The following is a 16365-nucleotide window of genomic DNA, read 5'->3' as shown; positions in this document are numbered from 1 at the left end:
CCCTGGGGCAATCGCGCAGGGTAATTCCCCTCTCGTTTACGCTATAATCCCGCCCTTTAGCTGTCACTCGCCCTGTGCGAGGACGCATCAATTTTCAAGGCGCATCGCGCCTGCACGCAGACTAAAGAGGCTAGACCCCTGTGGCATTGACGATTCTTGGCCTGTCCGGCGCCCTTAGCCATGACCCTTCAGCAGCCTTGTACATCGACGGCAAGCTGGTGGCGGCGGCTGAAGAAGAGCGCTTCGTACGCGATAAGCATGCAAAGAACCGCATGCCCTACGAATCGGCGAAGTTCTGTCTTGAACAGGCCGGCATCAAGCCGTCCGACGTTGACGTGGTTGCGATTCCATTTGCTCCGATCAGCCTGTTCGGCAAGGCGCGCTGGCACTACGCCAAGCGTTACTGGTACGCGCCGGATCGCGCCCTCGATGCGATCCTGATGGGTAACCGTCGCTACAAGCGCTATCGCAACAAGATCGTCTGGTGCCTGGAGCAATTGGGTTTCGATCCGAAAAAGATCAAGATCGAGCCGGTCGAGCACCACTTGGCTCACGCCTCCAGCGCCTACCACTGCTCCGGTTTCAAAGAGAAAACCGCGATCCTCGGCATCGACGGCAAGGGCGAGTACGCCACGACCTTTTTCGGCTATGGCGAAAACGGCAAGATCCACAAGATCAAGGAATTCTTCGACCCGGACTCCCTCGGCGGCCTGTACGGTGCGATCACCGAGTTCCTCGGTTTCGAGATGCTCGACGGTGAGTTCAAGGTCATGGGCATGGCGCCGTACGGCGACGCCAGCAAGTACGACTTCTCGCGTCTGGCCTCGTTCGAGAACGGTGAGTTGGTGATCAACACCGACTACGCCAACGTGATCGGCCTGCGTCGCTACAAAGAAAAGGGCAAAGGCTTCTACTTCTCGCCGAAGCTGATCGAATGGCTGGGCCCGAAACGCGAAGGCGATATCGCTGACGAACCGTACATCCACTACGCCGCGAGCATGCAAGCGCTGTTCGAGAAACTCGCGTTGCAGATGATCGACCATTACCTGGGCGATGTGCTCAAGGAAACCGGCAAGCTGGCATTCGCCGGTGGCTGTGCGTTGAACGTCAAACTGAACCAGAAAATCATCGCCCGCGACGACATCAAAGAGCTGTTCGTCCAGCCGGCGTCCGGCGATGCCGGTACTGCGGTCGGCGCCGCTGCCTACGTTTCGCACGCCCGCGGCGTACCGGTCGAGAAGATGGAGCACGTCTACCTCGGCCCGTCGTACAGCAACGAAGACGTGATCGCCGCCTGCGCGCGTCACGAGAGCAAGCCGACCTGGCGCAAGCTCGACAACATGCCTGAAGAGATCGCCAAGATCATGGTCGACGGCAATCCGGTGGCCTGGTTCCAGGGGCGCATGGAGTTCGGTCCGCGTGCCCTGGGTGGTCGTTCGATCATCGGTTGCCCGAGCGTGGCCGGTGTGGCTGACCGGATCAACCACCAGATCAAGTTCCGCGAGCGCTGGAGGCCTTTCTGCCCGTCGATGCTCGACACCGTCGCGCCACAGATGATCAAGATCGATCACCCGGCACCGTTCATGACGTTCACCTTCGAAGTGGCTGAAGAGTGGAAGACCCGCGTGCCGGAAGTTGTCCACGAAGATGGCACTTCTCGCGCCCAGGTGCTCAAGCGCGAATACAACCCGCGCTACTACGACATGATGAAAGCGCTGGAAAATCTGACCGGTAATGGTGTATCGCTGAACACCTCGCTCAACCGTCGTGGCGAACCGATGATCTGCTCGCCGACCGACGCGCTGAACATGTTTTTCGGCTCGGATCTGGAATACCTGATCATGGAAGATATTCTGGTCGTAAAAGAGGGTGTAAAAGGATACGAACTTGACTGAAACACTGATCAGCGTCGTCATTCCGGTTTACAACTATGCGCGAACCCTGCCCCGTGCAGTGGAGTCGGTGTTGGCGCAGTTGGATGAGGCGACGGCGGATCTGCTGGTCATCGACGATGGGTCGACGGACGAGACGCCTGAGGTGGTGGAGACGCTTCTGCTCAAGCATGGCGGGCGTTTTCGTGCGTTACGTAAAAGCAATGGCGGTTTGTCTACCGTGCGCAATCGGGGGCTGGAGGAGACGACCGGGCGCTTTCTGGTTTTCCTCGATTCCGATGACGAAATGGCGCCCGGCGCGCTGGCTGCGCTTTCACAGCATATTGTCAGCAACCCGCAAAGCCGGATGGTGATTGGCGCCCACTGGTCGGTGTTTGCCGACGGCAGGCGCAGCTTGCAGTCCGTCAAGCCATTGCCGTTGACGGCCCGGCAATGTTTGCAGGGCTACCTGCTGGACAAGACCGTGTCGATATCCAACGGCGCCTGCGCGATGCATCGGGACGTGTTCCAGCCCGGTAATTATCCTGAGCACTTGCGCAACGTCGAGGATCTGCCGGTGTTTGCCCAAGTGCTGGCGCGCTTTCCTTGCAGCGTTCTGGACAAGCCTCTGGCGCTGATCTACAAGCACGCCGACAGCATGCGTCATGATTTGCGCCAGAGCCTTGCTGCGGGTACGGAGCAGGTCGTGAGTGAGGTGTTTTCCAGTCAACGCATGCCTCAAGAGATGCACGACCTGCGTCAGGCATTTCTCGCGCAGCGCTGCCTGTCCCTTTTTCGCGACTGTTACTCCCACGGCGAATACGCTCTGGCCAAGGGCTTTTATTTTCAGGCATTGCGTGCAGACTGGCGCACGTTTTCGCGTTGGTCGTACACTCGCAAAGCTTTGCGGCTACTGTTTCGGTAGATGGTTCGTGATGAACAGGCGCGTAATTTGTAACGCGTGTCGATGAGGTGACTGGGTGAAAGGTACGGGCAGTAAAGTGGCAACTCGAGTCTCCAGAATCATCGATGAATACCCGGTCTGGCTGGCATTTTCTGGCAGTGTCCTGCTCTCGCTGATTGCGGTTCTGGGGACTGCGACAGTCGGGCGAGATGCGGCGCTGTACATTGATATCGCGCAGCAAGTTACCGAGCAAGGGCCCAATGTGGCCTGGGCAGCTTTCGATTGGCCATGGTTCTCCTTTCTGCTGGCCGGTACGCATACCGTGCTGCGGTTACCTCTGGAGCTGAGTGCCTATCTCTGGTGTGGGCTGTTCTTTGCCGGCACCAGCGCGCTGATGGTGGACTGCGTCCGCCAGCGTTCTCCCCACGTCACCCGTTGGGCTTGCCTGGTGGTGCTGGCAATGCCGGCGGTCAATGCTTTTCGCAACGACATCATTCGTGAGTGCGGTTTCTGGTTTTTCTGCACGCTGACGCTGTGGCTAGCGCTGCGCTGGCAGGCTCGGGGCGGCTGGCTGCGTGCGGCCTTGATTCATCTGGCAATTGTCGCGGCGGCCTTGTTCCGACTCGAGGCCTTGTTGCTGGTACCTGCGTTGGCATTGTGGCAACTGCCCAATCTGTGGTCGTCGGCCAGGCGCGTGCAATTCTTTCAGTACTCACTGTTGCCGGTTCTGGGGCTACTGGCCGTCTCGGTGTCGGGTGTGCTCCTGTCCGCCCGCGTAATGCTTTATCTGGACATGATCGCACCTCATGGTGTGCTGTCTTCATTTCAGATGTTGTGCGACCAGTTTGCCAATTCGCTCATCAACAAGTATTCCCAGGACGAGGCCGGGCGGATCATTTTCTTCGGCATTCTGGCGACCATGACCATCAGTTTCGTGAAGTTGATGGGGCCTTTCGCCGTTCCGTTCGTTCTGCGTCGCAACTGGGGCGTGTTGGGCGTTTACTGGCGTGACTATCGCCCCTTCGCTTGGGCGGCGTTGCTGTATCTGGTGGTGCTGGTGCTGTTTTTCATCAAGCAACAGTTCATGAATACGCGCTACCTGAGCTTTTTGAATCTGCTGTTCGTACCGGTGCTGGCGATGGGGCTGGCGGCGTTTGTTCGCGAGTTTCCGCGTTTGGGCAAGTGGCTGGTGATCGTCGGCTTGCTGGTGATGCTGTCTAACGTCATTTCCTCCGGCGCCGGCAAAACCCACTACGTCGAGGCGGGTCGTTGGGTGTCCACCCATGTCGAGCCGGACGCGCCGACTTATTTCGAGGACGGTCGGATCAGCTATTACGCCGGCCGCGGCTACGTGATGCCAGTCCTGACCCAGGAAGAGGCCATGTCGGCGGCTCATGCCGGCGACTACCGCTATTTCGTCATCGAGGCGAAAGGGCAGGAACCGTGGCTGAATGAGTGGCTGGTTGCGCACCAGTTGCGCATCATCGAGCACTTCGCCAACCGTAAAGGCGCCACGGTGGTAGTCATCGGCCGCTAGGGGTCAGCCCAGCAACGGGCGCAGGCGCGAGATCAGGGGGGCCTGCCGGTTGCTCGGCAGCGCTTGCCGGTAACCTTCAATAAACGTATCGCCAGCGTCCTGGCCAAGCAACCATTGCCGGTCTTCCTTGTAGCGCAGCAAGTGGGCGAAGTTACGCAGGCGTTTACTGTCGCTGAGTGCGCGCTTCTGGCAGCGCAGGTCGGCGATATCGATCAGGCCCAGGTGGTTGTCGGGCGTCAGCACGACGTTGCCAAAGTGCAGTGACCGGAAGTACACCCCTTTCTCGTGCAACTGAGCGAAATACGCACCCAGTTGAAATCTCAGTGAATCACTCTCTTCACTGGTGCCTTGTAACTGGCGCACGGTATTGCCCGCCAGTGGGCTGTAATACACGCCGTCGCGCTCAATGCTCGGGATACGGTACACCGCAATCACTTCGGGGCAGAGGATGCCGCGTTGTTCGAGGGCCCGGGTGTTGTCGGCAAAGCGTTGCGCATACGGGTAGAACAGTGCCGAACTGAGCAAGCGTTTGCGCCGGAACAGCTTGAGCATGCGTCCATCGGCCAATCTGAGCACCTTGTCGCCGGAGCCGTCGGCTTCCAGTACGTGTGCACCGGCGCGCAGTGCCTCGTAAGTGCTGTGATCAATCGATTGCATATCGGGCTCCCCATCATTAGCGGGGTATCTTAACCGACTTGGTCAAGGGCTGGCTTGAAGTCATGTTTATCGGGGAAAAAACGCGTGTGATATCATCCCCGCCTCACTGAATTGTGCGGATCACCATGAGCAGTCCTGAACCGAAAGCCCAGTCAACGCTGGCGATCTATTTCCGCCTTTTGGCTTACGTGCGGCCTTATGCCGGTCTCTTCCTTCTCAGCATCGTCGGGTTTCTGATCTTCGCATCGACTCAACCGATGCTCGCTTACATCCTCAAGTATTTCGTCGATGGCCTGGCCAATCCTGAGGCCAGCCTGTTCCCGGGCAACCCTTATCTGGGCAAATTGCAGCTGCTTGAAACCGTGCCGCTGATGATTGTGCTCATTGCGCTGTTACAGGGCGTGGGTTCGTACCTTGGCAACTTCTTCCTGGCTCGGGTTTCCCTGGGGCTGGTGCACGATCTGCGGGTCGTGCTGTTCAACAAGTTACTGGAGCTGCCTAACCGGTTCTTCGACAAAAACAACTCGGGTCACCTGATTTCGCGGATCACCTTCAACGTGACGATGGTCACCGGCGCGGCGACAGACGCGATCAAAGTTGTCATTCGTGAAGGCATGACCGTGATTTTCCTGTTCTGCACCCTGTTGTGGATGAACTGGAAACTCACACTGGTAATGGTGGCCATCCTTCCGGTGATCGGCATCATGGTGAACAGCACCAGTCGCAAATTCCGCAAGCAAAGCAAAAAGATCCAGGTGTCGATGGGCAATGTCACGCACGTCGCCTCCGAGACCATTCATGGTTACCGCGTCGTACGCAGCTTCGGTGGCGAGCACTATGAAAAGACGCGCTTTCGCGAGGCCAGCCAGAGCAACACTGACAAGCAACTGACGATGACCAAGACCGGTGCGGTCTACACGCCGATGCTGCAACTGGTGACCTACAGTGCCATGGCCGTGGTCATGTTCCTGGTGCTCTACCTTCGCGGCGATGCGTCTCCGGGTGATCTGGTTGCCTACATCACCATGGCCGGTTTGTTGCCAAAACCTATTCGCCAGCTCTCGGAGGTCAGCTCGACCATCCAGAAGGGTGTGGCCGGTGCCGAAAGTATTTTCGAGCAACTGGACGAGCCGGCTGAAGTGGATCAGGGCACGGTCGAGCATGATCGCCTTGAAGGCCGCCTGGAAGTGCGTAACCTCAGCTTTCAGTATCCGGACACCGACAAACAGGTGCTCGACGACATCAGTTTTGTGGTCGAACCCGGACAAATGGTTGCGCTGGTCGGACGCTCGGGCAGCGGCAAGTCGACGCTTGCCGGTCTTATTCCGCGCTTCTATCAGCATGAGCAGGGCGAGATTCTGCTCGATGGCGTCCGTGTGCAGGACTTTACCTTGCACAGCCTGCGTCGCCAGATCGCTCTGGTGACCCAGCAGGTCACGCTGTTCAACGATACGGTGACCAACAACATCGCTTACGGCGATCTGGCCGGCGCGCCGTTCGATGAGGTCAAGCGAGCCGCCAGCGAGGCCTATGCCGACGAGTTCATCGCCAAGATGCCACAAGGCTACGAAACCCTGGTCGGCGAAAACGGCGTATTGCTCTCCGGCGGTCAACGCCAGCGCATTGCTATCGCCCGGGCCCTGCTCAAGGATGCTCCGCTGCTGATTCTCGACGAGGCCACTTCGGCCCTCGATACCGAATCGGAGCGGCACATTCAGGCGGCACTGGATCATGTGGTGCAGAACCGCACGACCCTGGTGATCGCCCACCGCTTGAGCACTATCGAGAAAGCCGACCTGATTCTGGTCATGGATGAAGGCCGGATTGTCGAGCGCGGCACCCACTCGCAGCTGCTGGAGCAGAATGGCTATTACTCCCGTCTGCACGCCAAAGAGTTTGAAGAGGGCGACGAGCCTCTGCCGGCCCACGCGACCAACGTATGCTGACGGTGTTTCGCAGCTTTCGTGAACGTGGCTGGACCGAAATCGACCAGGCTGCCTATGCTCAGGCCTGGCAGCGTTTCGGTGGCAGCTTCGCAACGCATCCTGATGTGGTCGAACGACTGTCGACGTTTGTAGGTATCGAACTGCGTTATCTGGGCTGGGTCGTTGGCGATGAGGTAGTGGCCGCCATTCCTTGCTGGGGACGTCATGTCGCCTTGTCCAAGGAAGTGCTCAAGCGTGAGGGCAAGCGTGGCTTGCTGGACATGGGCAATGCGGAAATCATCCTGCCGATTGCTGCCGAAGTCGTCGTCCCCGTGCGCCAGCGCATGGCTTATGTATCCCAGCTCAATGCCGAGCAGATCAGCACGTTGTCGCCACAGCCCGAAGGCCTGGCTCTGGCCCGGCTGCCGGAAGAGTATTCGAAGAAGTTCCGCTACAACCAGCGTCGCGAGCAGCGTCTGCTGGAAGAGGCGGGCGGATCGCTGGTGCCGATGTCCGACTTCACGCCGCAGGAACAGGCCGCCGCGTACGGCGATCTGTTTCAGCGCCGCTGGGGCTTCGAGGTGCCGGGCAAGGCCGGGCTGGTTGAGGTCTTTACCTTGCTGCGCGAGTTCATGACCGGTTCCGTGGCGATGCTCGATTCGGCACCGGTGGCCATCCAAGTGCTGTACCGCGTCGAGGCCCCGCAATGGGTTTCGCTGGAGTACATCAACGGTGGCGTCGACCCGCAGAGCCGCGAGTTCAGTCCCGGCAGTGTGCTGAGTTTCGTCAACACCCAAGAGGCCTGGGCGCACGCGCAAGCGCTGGGCAAGCCGCTGCGCTATTCATTCGGTCGTGCCGACCGTGAGTACAAGGATCGCTGGTGCCACACGGTGCCGGTCTACAAGGTCTGAATTCATGAGTGCTCGCAAGCAACAGCTGCTCAAAGCCCATCGACGCAACAAGCGTCTGTTCCTGATCGCCTTTGTGCTGGCGCTGTTGCTGATTGGCGTGCTGATTGCCTGGTGGCTGGTGCCGCTGTTGCTGGTGCTGGCCTGGGTCGCTCACGAGGCCTGGTTCGCCGACCATTTGTTCTACCGGCCTGGCGACGACTATCAATACAACTTCCCGGCGCAAACCGCGCGGCAGGCCGTGAGCCTTGAGGGCGGCGTAGTGCGCCTGAGCGAGCCGCTGGCGCAGGGCGAGACGCTGGTGCTCGAGCTTGAAGTGAAGTCCACCTGGCTGGGTCGTTGGTTCGATCCCCACGTTGAGGTGGGCGATGATCGCCAGGACCTCGAGCGTGGCGTCAGGGGCCGGCGTTTCATTAATCTGTCCGGGCAGGGCAATGCGTTGACGCAAGGTGCTCTGGCACTGCGTGGTCGGTATTGCACGCCGGCGGCGACGGGTGTGTTGTGGGTCATGGCCAACCCTGACTACAGCCGCCAGCGGGTGATGGTCATCGCTCCCCATGCCGACGATGCCGAACTCGCTGCCTTTGGCCTGTACAGCCGGTGCGAAGAGGTCAGCATCGTCACCCTGACCCAAGGCGAGATCGAGGCTGAAGACTTGCAGCGTCTGGGCCTTGATCAAGCCGCAGCCGCGCGATTGAAGGGCCGTTTGCGCAGTTGGGACAGTCTGGTGATCCCGCTGTGGGGCGGTGTGCCTGCCGAGCGCTGCGTGCAATTGGGTTATTACTGCCTGCAGCTGCCTTCGATGGCCGCAGAACCTTCCCAGGTGTTCGGCTCCCGTGAGTCGCAGGAAAACGACGTGCGCAGTGTGCGCCGGCACAATCCGTTGACCCTGCCCGCCGACATCGATGGGCAGCCGACCTGGCAAAATCTGCTGGGCGACCTGACGGCGCTGCTTGAGCACTATCGCCCGGAAGTCGTGGTGACACCGCATCCTGAACTCGATCCCCACAGTGATCATGTGGCGTCTACCCAGGCACTGCTTGCGGCCATCGAGCTGAGTAGCTGGAAACCGACAACCCTGCTGATGTACGCCAATCACCTGCACGACAACGATCGCTGGCCGATGGGCCCGGCCGGTGCCGGTATCGCGCTGCCGCCCGCCATCGAGCCGCTGCCGGCTGACCGGCTGTGGAGTCCGCTGTTGTCGGCGGACGTGCAACTGGACAAAGCCATGGCGCTGGCCATGGAGCATGATTTGCAGGGCAGGCAAGTGTTCAAACGGCAATTGCGCCGCTGGATCCAGCAGGGTCTGGCTGGCCGCCGTTGGCCTGAAACGGGCAGTAACGAGTTTTTCCGCAAGGCAGTCCGGCGTCATGAATTGTTCTGGGTACGCGACCTTTCAGATTGAGGCGGACGGCGCTTTACCCTGTGTTAATATCGCGCCCCTGTTCATTTTGTATGTGGGTTGCTCCATGAAGTTGTCCATGCCGCGTTTCGATCAAGCCCCGGTCTTGGTAGTCGGCGATGTCATGCTCGACCGTTACTGGCATGGCGGAACCTCACGGATTTCCCCTGAGGCGCCGGTGCCGGTCGTTAAGGTCGAGCAGATCGAAGATCGTCCGGGTGGTGCCGCGAACGTTGCCTTGAACATTGCCGCGCTGGGTGCGCCGGCGTCACTGGTCGGTGTGACCGGCGATGACGAAGCCGCCGACAGCCTGAGCAACAGTCTCAAAGGCGCGGGCGTACGTGCCCTGTTCCAGCGCATTGCGCACCAGCCAACCATCGTCAAGCTGCGGGTCATGAGCCGGCACCAGCAACTGCTGCGGATCGACTTTGAAGAACCGTTCGCCACCGACGCTCTGGCCCTCGGCTCGCAGGTCGATGACCTGCTCGAAGGCATCAAGGTGCTGGTACTTTCCGACTACGGCAAAGGCGCCCTGAAAAACCATCAGGCGTTGATCCAGGCTGCCCGCGCAAAGAACATTCCGGTGCTGGCCGACCCGAAGGGCAAGGATTTCTCGATCTATCGTGGCGCCAGCCTGATCACCCCCAACCTCAGCGAATTCGAAGCCATCGTCGGCGGTTGCGTCGATGAACATGAGCTGGTGAGCAAGGGCGCCGCCCTGATGCATGACCTCGAGCTTGGTGCACTGCTGGTGACACGCGGCGAGCACGGCATGACCCTGCTGCGCCCGGACCAACCGGCGCTGCACCTGCCGGCCCGTGCCCGTGAAGTGTTCGACGTCACCGGTGCCGGTGACACCGTGATCTCTACCCTGGCCGCAGCGATTGCCGCCGGTGAAGACCTGCCCCACGCCGTTGCGCTGGCCAACCTGGCAGCAGGCATCGTGGTTGGCAAACTCGGTACAGCCGCCATCAGTGCCCCGGAATTGCGTCGCGCCATCCAGCGTGAAGAAGGTTCCGAGCGCGGTGTTCTGGGTCTTGAACAGCTGTTGCTCGCCGTGGCCGATGCTCGCGCGCACAACGAGAAGATTGTCTTCACCAACGGCTGCTTCGACATCCTGCACGCCGGGCATGTGACCTATCTGGAGCAGGCGCGGGCACAGGGCGATCGTCTGATTGTCGCGGTCAACGACGATGCTTCGGTCAGCCGCCTGAAAGGGCCGGGTCGCCCGATCAACAGTGTTGACCGGCGCATGGCGGTTCTCGCCGGCCTTGGCGCGGTGGACTGGGTGATCAGTTTCCCTGAGGGTACCCCGGAAAACCTGCTGCGCGAGGTCAAGCCGGACGTGCTGGTCAAGGGCGGCGATTACGGCATCGATCAGGTGGTCGGCGCTGATATCGTCAGCGCTTATGGCGGCACCGTGAAGGTCTTGGGACTTGTCGAAAACAGCTCGACAACTGCGATTGTCGAGAAGATTCGCAGTCGTTGATCAGATGAATTTTTACCGTTGTGTACTGCGTGTGAACGGATTTTGCCTTGGGGATCTAACCGTTTCCGTTGATGTTGGCAGGTTTGAATCCGATGCGCTTGCCTGCCTACGTCGCGTGGTCGATTAATCTATGAAAGTCATGCTCCTGGTGATGGACGAGCAGCGGGTCATTCTTGACCGGCTTTACGACATCGTGCAGCAGAACTGTGATGAATGTTTCATCTATCGGCTGAGCAAGCAGCAACAAATGAACCTGGGGCCGTTTTTGGCCTCGGTCGATTATCAAACCTTCGATCGTGTGGTGATCTTCTCTCGGGTCAAGCGCCTGGCCCCGCAATTGCGCGTGCTCAAGTGCATTCCCGGGCTGGTCTTTCTCGAACACGATGCGTACCAGAACTACATGCCTGCCAGTAAATACCGTGGCGTGTATTCACGTCTGTACAGCCGCCTGCCGAGCTGTCGGGCACTGGTGTCGGGTGCCGTGGTCGCGCGCAAGATGCTCGCTGAAGGCATCGACACAGTGTTCGTCTCCAAAGGTTATGACGAGCAGATGCTGCACAACACCGGCGTTGAGCGGGACATTCCGATCGGCTTTCTTGGCAGCCTGAAAAGCACCGAGTATGCCGAGCGCAAAGCCATGCTCGAGTCGCTCTCCAGGCGTACCGGAATGCTGGTGACCCGCACCAAGTCGGGCGCGGAATATCTGCAGACGCTCAATCGCATCAGGATTTTCGTCAGCGCCGACATCGGCATGAACGAGTTCATGATCAAGAACTACGAGGCCATGGCCTGCGGCTGTGTGCTGCTGGCCTGGAGTCAGGGCGAAGAAGACCGCTTGCTCGGCTTTGAAGACATGCACAACACCGTGTTCTATCGCAGCGAAGAAGAGGCGGTGGAAAAGATCAAGCTGCTGCAAAGCGATCCGGAACTGGCAGAGCGCATTGCCCGCAACGGCCAGGAGTTCGCGCAAAGCCGCTATTCCTTTGCCCGTGTCGGTCAGGCACTGGCCACGGAAATCCAGCGTGAGATGCGCCCATGGCAGCCGCCCTCGGCGTTCACGCGATTCTGGGTGAAGTTGCGTTACGGGATGAAGGTGCCGGTCTGAATGAAGGACGAACACATGGCGCTGGATGCGCTGCCCGGTGGTGATCAGTCCGTACTGGGTGCTTTACCCACAGAGCTTCTCGACTGTCTGAGCCGTGCGCCTCGGGTCGTGCTGATTGCCAACAACCCAGCCATCACGGCGGCGGACTTTCAGGCGTTGAACATTGGCGTCGATGACGTCGTCGTCAGCTTCAATACCTGTATCAAGGCAGCGCTGCTCAACGAGCACAGCGTCAATGTTTTCGTGCATGGCTACAACGCGCCGGACGCGTACTTTTTTGGTCTGCCTTACGCGCCGCCGGTACAGCGAATGTTCGAGCAGGCGAGTGAACGCTGTTTCAGCATGCTGGTGGGCTGCGCCGCACCCATGTGTCCGTTGCCACGTGTGACCATGTACTGGGATCGCATTCCATTGCCGCCGCTGTGGAACTACCCGGTCGACCGGCCGGGCGGCAAGCGCTACGTCGGGCCTTCCACCGGTTTCAACACGCTGGTGTTGTTCGACTGGTTGCGCGGCCATGTCGGTTATACCTATCAGCTCATGACCCTGGGTTTTTCCAACGAAGCAGGAAAGCTGTGGGGCGGCCATGCCTGGGACTATGAGCGTGACTGGCTGCAAAAGTCGGACATCATTGTGGTGCCACTGCAACCTCGTCGCTGGTGGCAAAAGCTGTTTCGACAGAAGTGAGCGACATCGTCTGTCCGGTTGCCAGCAGGCCCGAACTACTTTCAAAAGGTGCTGTTGAGTGTTGAAAATTGCCGTGGCTTTTTTCGGGATCCCGAGAAATTCGCCGATCTGTTTCCCCTCTATCGAACAGAACGTTCTGGCGCAGTTGCCTGCAGGCAGCGAAGTTAAGTGCTTCTACCATCTGTACAAGATCGATGAGGTGCAGAACTCGCGTTCCGGCGAGAAAGGCGAATTGACGGCGGACAACTACCAGCCTTTCGAATCGATGATCGGCACGCTCACCTCGACCGAGGGCGTGCTGGAGCGCTGGGATTTCGAGCAGGTCAAAGCTCAGGGCGACACCTGGGCCGATGACTATGCCTCGTTGCGCAATCTGATCTATCAGCTCAACTCGCTGCACACCGTGACGACCATGATCGAGTCCTTCAATCCGGATTTCGTCGTGTTCGTGCGCCCGGACAATTTCTTTCACAGCGCATTGCCTGGCTATGTCTTCGCTCACCCTGAGGCTCGCAAGCACAACGCTTATATTCCGGACTGGCAGTGGTGGGGCGGCTTGAACGACCGCTTTGCGGTTTGCGGGCGCGATACCTATGTGGCGTACGGCAAACGGGTCGAGCGTATCTTCGATTTCTGCAAGGCGACAGGTCGAAAGCTGCATTCCGAGCGCTTGCTCAAATATGTGCTGCAGCAGGTCGATGCCAAGATCTGCACACTGCCGACTCAGGCATCGCGGGTGCGCATTACCGGTGCCTTTGCCGAAGAGTCGTTCTCGCCCAAGCGCGGCATGGGCAAGCGCGAAAATCGCTACTTCCATTTCTTCGCCGCGATGCGCACGTGGTGGGATCGCCGCCGTTAAACCGCTATTTGGTGGTTTTTTTGCCTAACCCGACCAATCGCAGCGCCTTGATACTCAACTGCTTGAGCCCCTGGCGCGGGGCTTTTGCTGGTTGCAGGCCCTGTTGCACCAGCCAGTCCTTCCAGCGAATCCGCTCCTCGCGCACGACCCAGCCAGTTTGTGTCGCAAAGCTTTCCGCGAGGTACAGACCTCGGGTGCTGGCGGGGACGAGTTTGTCGCGCTTGAGGGTGTACAACTCGGCCAGGGGTGCGCCGTCCTTGAGTGGCATCAAGTACAGGTCGGGGCGTTTGCGGTCGAGTCGGGCTACCAGTTGATCACCCTCCAGACGCTCGTCGACGTGGAACAGACTCAGGGACTTGGCTTCCTTGGGCACATCCAGGCGCAAATCGTAGATCAATTGCAGTGACGCGGTCGGCAGGTGCACATAGGCCCGTGGTCGTTCGAGCAACTGCAGATTGGCGCAACGGATCGGTCGCGCCGAGCCGGACAACGGGGTCAGGCGGAACGGCAGAGCCTCGCGATAATGCAGCGCCGCCGAGTAGGGCGCCGGCAGCCAGGTGTCGTTGAAGCGTCCGCCGAGCCAGCCTTCTGGCGTCTCGAGCAAACACTCTTCGGCAATTTCCTGAATGGCCGTGTGCAGCGGAATATTCAGTTCATGCGCCGGCACGTAACCGGAAATCAATTTGAGTACGACGTCGCCGCGATCCTGTCGGCGCTGGCGCACCAGTACCCAATAATCGCGATTCTGCCAATGCAGGGTCAGGCGTACCGAAACGCCGAGGTTGGCCAGTTCCAGCGAGAAGCGCTCGGCATCGGCCACGCTCACCGGTTTGCGCCGCTGCAAGGTCTGCGTGAAGTTCAGCGGCATGCCGACGCTCTGATAGGTCAGGCCTTCGGGGGTTGCTTCGACGAACAGCGGCAGGGTCTTGAAGTTGCTCGGGTTCTTTCGGATGAGCGTGCGCGGCATATCGGCTCCTGCTTAAGGCCGCGAGGCGGCGTCAGTGACCACGAAGGACCTGGGCAACGGTCGCTACGTTGTGGGCGAGGTGCAGCGGATTGATCGTGCCGACAATAGCACTGGCCACACCAGGTTGCGCGAATAGCAGTTCGAAGCTGGCGCGCACCGGATCCACGCCCGGACTCAGGCAAACATGACCGCTGGCCAGGGCTTTTTTCACCAGAATGCCTTTGCCGTGGGCAGCAGCATAGTCAATGACAGCCTTCTCGCTTTGTTCGTTCAGATTGTAGGTGACCATCGCGCAGTCGCCTTGCTCCAGTGCTTTGAGGCCACCTTCGACGGTTTTGCCGGAGAAGCCGAAGCCACGAATCTTGCCTTCGGCCTTGAGTGCGGCGAGTGTCGCGTAAACCTCTTGGTGCTCGAGGATCGCCATGTCGTTGCCGTCGGAATGCACCAGCACCAGGTCGATAAAATCGGTTTCAAGACGTTGCAGGCTGCGTTCCACCGACATCCGCGTGTGCGCCGCGCTGAAGTCGTGGCGCGACAGGCCATCGGCAAATTCTTCGCCGACTTTGCTGACGATTACCCAGTCTTGCCGCTGGCCGCGTAGCAGCGGGCCGAGGCGTTCTTCGCTGCGACCGTAGGCGGGGGCGGTGTCGATCAGGTTGATGCCCAATTCCCGCGCCTGCCGCAGCAGCATCCGCGCTTCGTCATCACCGGGAATCTGGAAACCGTTGGGGTATTTCACCCCTTGGTCGCGGCCGAGTTTGACCGTGCCCAGGCCCAGTGGCGAAACCGTCAGGCCGGTGCTGCCCAGCGGACGGTGGAAGTCATGCAGGCTGGCAATGGTCATGGCAGCAGTTGCTCCCAGGCAGGAACGCCCATCGGTGGTTTCGGCAGGGCCGGCAGCGCTTCGGTGGTTTGCGGCTGGATGCCGTCGCGCTCAAGGGAGGCGATCACACGATCAGCAAAGTCCGGCGCCAGCGCCAGTTTGGTTGGCCAGCCGACCAGCAAGCGGCCCTGTTCGGCGAGGAAGGCGTTGTCCGGGCGCGTCAGCCCGGTTTGCAGCGGCTCGGCACGGTCAACCCGCAGGGTCGCCCATTGCGTGGTGCTGAGGTCGATCCACGGCAACAATTGTGCGATCTCTTTCTGCGCGGTGGCGATCTGCTCGGCCGGCTCGCGGTGCACGCCTTCGCTTTCGGCGATGTCGCCGCCCATGTACCAGACCCATTGGCCGTCAGCGGCCGGATGCGTGGTCACGGTGATGCGTGGTTTGGTGCCGCCACCCAGGCAGTGCGCGTACAGCGGTTTCAAGCCCGGGCCTTTGGCAATGATCATATGCAGCGGGCGGCGTTGCATGGCCGGCTGGCTCAAGCCGAGGTCTTCGAGCAGTTGAGCCGTGCCGGCACCGGCACTGAGGACAATGCGTTGCGCGCGGATCTCGCGGCCGTCGACTTTCAAACCGACCAGCACGCCCGCTTCCAGCAGTGGCTCGATGGTTTGCCCGGCGAGCAGGCCATCGCCGGCCAGATCGGCGAGACGCTGGACCAGGCTCGGCACGTCAACAACGAGTTCGGCGAGACGGTAAACCTTGCCCTTGAAGCGCTTGTCTTGCAGGGCCGGCGGCAGTTGCTCGCCCTTGACCTGATCAACGCGGCCACGCACGGCTTTACTGGCGAAGAAACTGGTGAGGTTGCCGGCGAGGGTGCCCGGTGACCACAGGTAATGGGCTTCGGAGAGCAAGCGCACGCCGGACAGATCCAGCTCGCCATTGCCGGCCAGCGCTTCACGCCAGCGGCGCGGCATGTCGGCGATGGCTTCCGAGGCACCCGTCAGCGCACCGTGCAGCGCGTATTTTGCGCCGCCGTGGATGATGCCCTGGGACTTTACGGTCTGCCCGCCGCCGAGGCTGGCGCTTTCCACCAGCACGGTCGAAAAACCCTGACGGCGCAGACGCGCGTTCAGCCAGAGGCCGGCGACACCAGCGCCGACAATCAGAACGTCGGTGGAAATAACGGATGGCATGCAGCGACCTCAGTGTTCAAGACGAGGGCGCAGTA

At 60.1% G+C, this 16365-nt stretch carries 14 protein-coding genes; 10 read left to right on the top strand and 4 right to left on the bottom strand.

Annotation, left to right across the window (positions count from 1 at the left end):
* Positions 1–140: 140 nt before the first annotated feature.
* From ACOYXJ_RS06945 to ACOYXJ_RS06935, 3 genes are all read left to right on the top strand, one after another.
* The gene (locus ACOYXJ_RS06945) at positions 141–1895 is read left to right on the top strand and encodes a carbamoyltransferase family protein (RefSeq protein ID WP_038360245.1); all 1755 of its coding nucleotides are present in this window, start codon (positions 141–143) and stop codon (positions 1893–1895) included.
* Positions 1888–2796 (top strand): glycosyltransferase family 2 protein, encoded by a 909-nt coding sequence (locus ACOYXJ_RS06940; RefSeq protein WP_180698152.1) that lies wholly within the window; start codon positions 1888–1890, stop codon positions 2794–2796. The genes ACOYXJ_RS06945 and ACOYXJ_RS06940 overlap by 8 nt, the downstream gene beginning before the upstream one ends.
* A 76-nt stretch (positions 2797–2872) precedes the next feature.
* On the top strand, positions 2873–4312 hold the full coding sequence (locus ACOYXJ_RS06935; RefSeq protein WP_258014095.1) for a hypothetical protein: 1440 nt from the start codon (positions 2873–2875) through the stop codon (positions 4310–4312).
* 3 nt (positions 4313–4315) lie between these two features.
* Here ACOYXJ_RS06935 and ACOYXJ_RS06930 read toward each other — a convergent pair whose 3' ends face one another.
* Positions 4316–4969: a lipopolysaccharide kinase InaA family protein gene (locus ACOYXJ_RS06930; RefSeq protein ID WP_016985667.1), complete on the bottom strand. Its 654-nt coding sequence runs from the start codon at positions 4967–4969 to the stop codon at positions 4316–4318.
* Between the two features lie 125 nt (positions 4970–5094).
* On the opposite strand from ACOYXJ_RS06930, the gene msbA reads away from it, so the two are divergent.
* From msbA to ACOYXJ_RS06895, 7 genes are all read left to right on the top strand, one after another.
* Positions 5095–6915 (top strand): lipid A export permease/ATP-binding protein MsbA, encoded by a 1821-nt coding sequence (gene msbA / locus ACOYXJ_RS06925; RefSeq protein WP_016985668.1) that lies wholly within the window; start codon positions 5095–5097, stop codon positions 6913–6915.
* A complete protein-coding gene (locus tag ACOYXJ_RS06920; RefSeq protein ID WP_186612930.1) occupies positions 6909–7805 on the top strand; it encodes a GNAT family N-acetyltransferase in 897 nt (298 codons plus the stop codon). The genes msbA and ACOYXJ_RS06920 overlap by 7 nt, the downstream gene beginning before the upstream one ends.
* 4 nt (positions 7806–7809) lie before the next feature.
* Entirely contained in the window at positions 7810–9210 is a 1401-nt protein-coding gene (locus tag ACOYXJ_RS06915) for a PIG-L deacetylase family protein (protein ID WP_460368631.1), read from the top strand.
* A 64-nt stretch (positions 9211–9274) separates the two neighbouring features.
* A complete protein-coding gene (hldE, locus tag ACOYXJ_RS06910) occupies positions 9275–10696 on the top strand; it encodes a bifunctional D-glycero-beta-D-manno-heptose-7-phosphate kinase/D-glycero-beta-D-manno-heptose 1-phosphate adenylyltransferase HldE (RefSeq protein WP_007915721.1) in 1422 nt (473 codons plus the stop codon).
* A 130-nt stretch (positions 10697–10826) separates the two neighbouring features.
* Entirely contained in the window at positions 10827–11801 is a 975-nt protein-coding gene (locus tag ACOYXJ_RS06905; protein WP_460368628.1) for a glycosyltransferase family protein, read from the top strand.
* The gene (locus ACOYXJ_RS06900) at positions 11802–12488 is read left to right on the top strand and encodes a hypothetical protein (protein WP_150794080.1); all 687 of its coding nucleotides are present in this window, start codon (positions 11802–11804) and stop codon (positions 12486–12488) included.
* A gap of 58 nt (positions 12489–12546) precedes the next feature.
* Positions 12547–13347 (top strand): hypothetical protein, encoded by an 801-nt coding sequence (locus ACOYXJ_RS06895; protein ID WP_150794079.1) that lies wholly within the window; start codon positions 12547–12549, stop codon positions 13345–13347.
* Between the two features lie 4 nt (positions 13348–13351).
* On the opposite strand, the gene ACOYXJ_RS06890 is transcribed toward ACOYXJ_RS06895, so the two are convergent.
* The 3 genes from ACOYXJ_RS06890 to ACOYXJ_RS06880 are packed head-to-tail and all read right to left on the bottom strand — an operon-like array spanning position 13352 to position 16330.
* Complete coding sequence (locus ACOYXJ_RS06890; RefSeq protein ID WP_460368626.1) at positions 13352–14314, bottom strand: metal ABC transporter ATPase; 963 nt, start codon at positions 14312–14314, stop codon at positions 13352–13354.
* 31 nt (positions 14315–14345) lie between these two features.
* Complete coding sequence (locus ACOYXJ_RS06885; RefSeq protein ID WP_460368623.1) at positions 14346–15158, bottom strand: aldo/keto reductase; 813 nt, start codon at positions 15156–15158, stop codon at positions 14346–14348.
* Positions 15155–16330: an NAD(P)/FAD-dependent oxidoreductase gene (locus ACOYXJ_RS06880; RefSeq protein WP_460368621.1), complete on the bottom strand. Its 1176-nt coding sequence runs from the start codon at positions 16328–16330 to the stop codon at positions 15155–15157. The genes ACOYXJ_RS06885 and ACOYXJ_RS06880 overlap by 4 nt, the downstream gene beginning before the upstream one ends.
* Positions 16331–16365: the final 35 nt, after the last annotated feature.

This window comes from Pseudomonas sp. Tul2A7, from assembly GCF_054790505.1.
The sequence above is the reverse complement of the archived record's forward strand: the minus strand, read 5'-3'. Positions and strand labels throughout refer to the sequence as shown.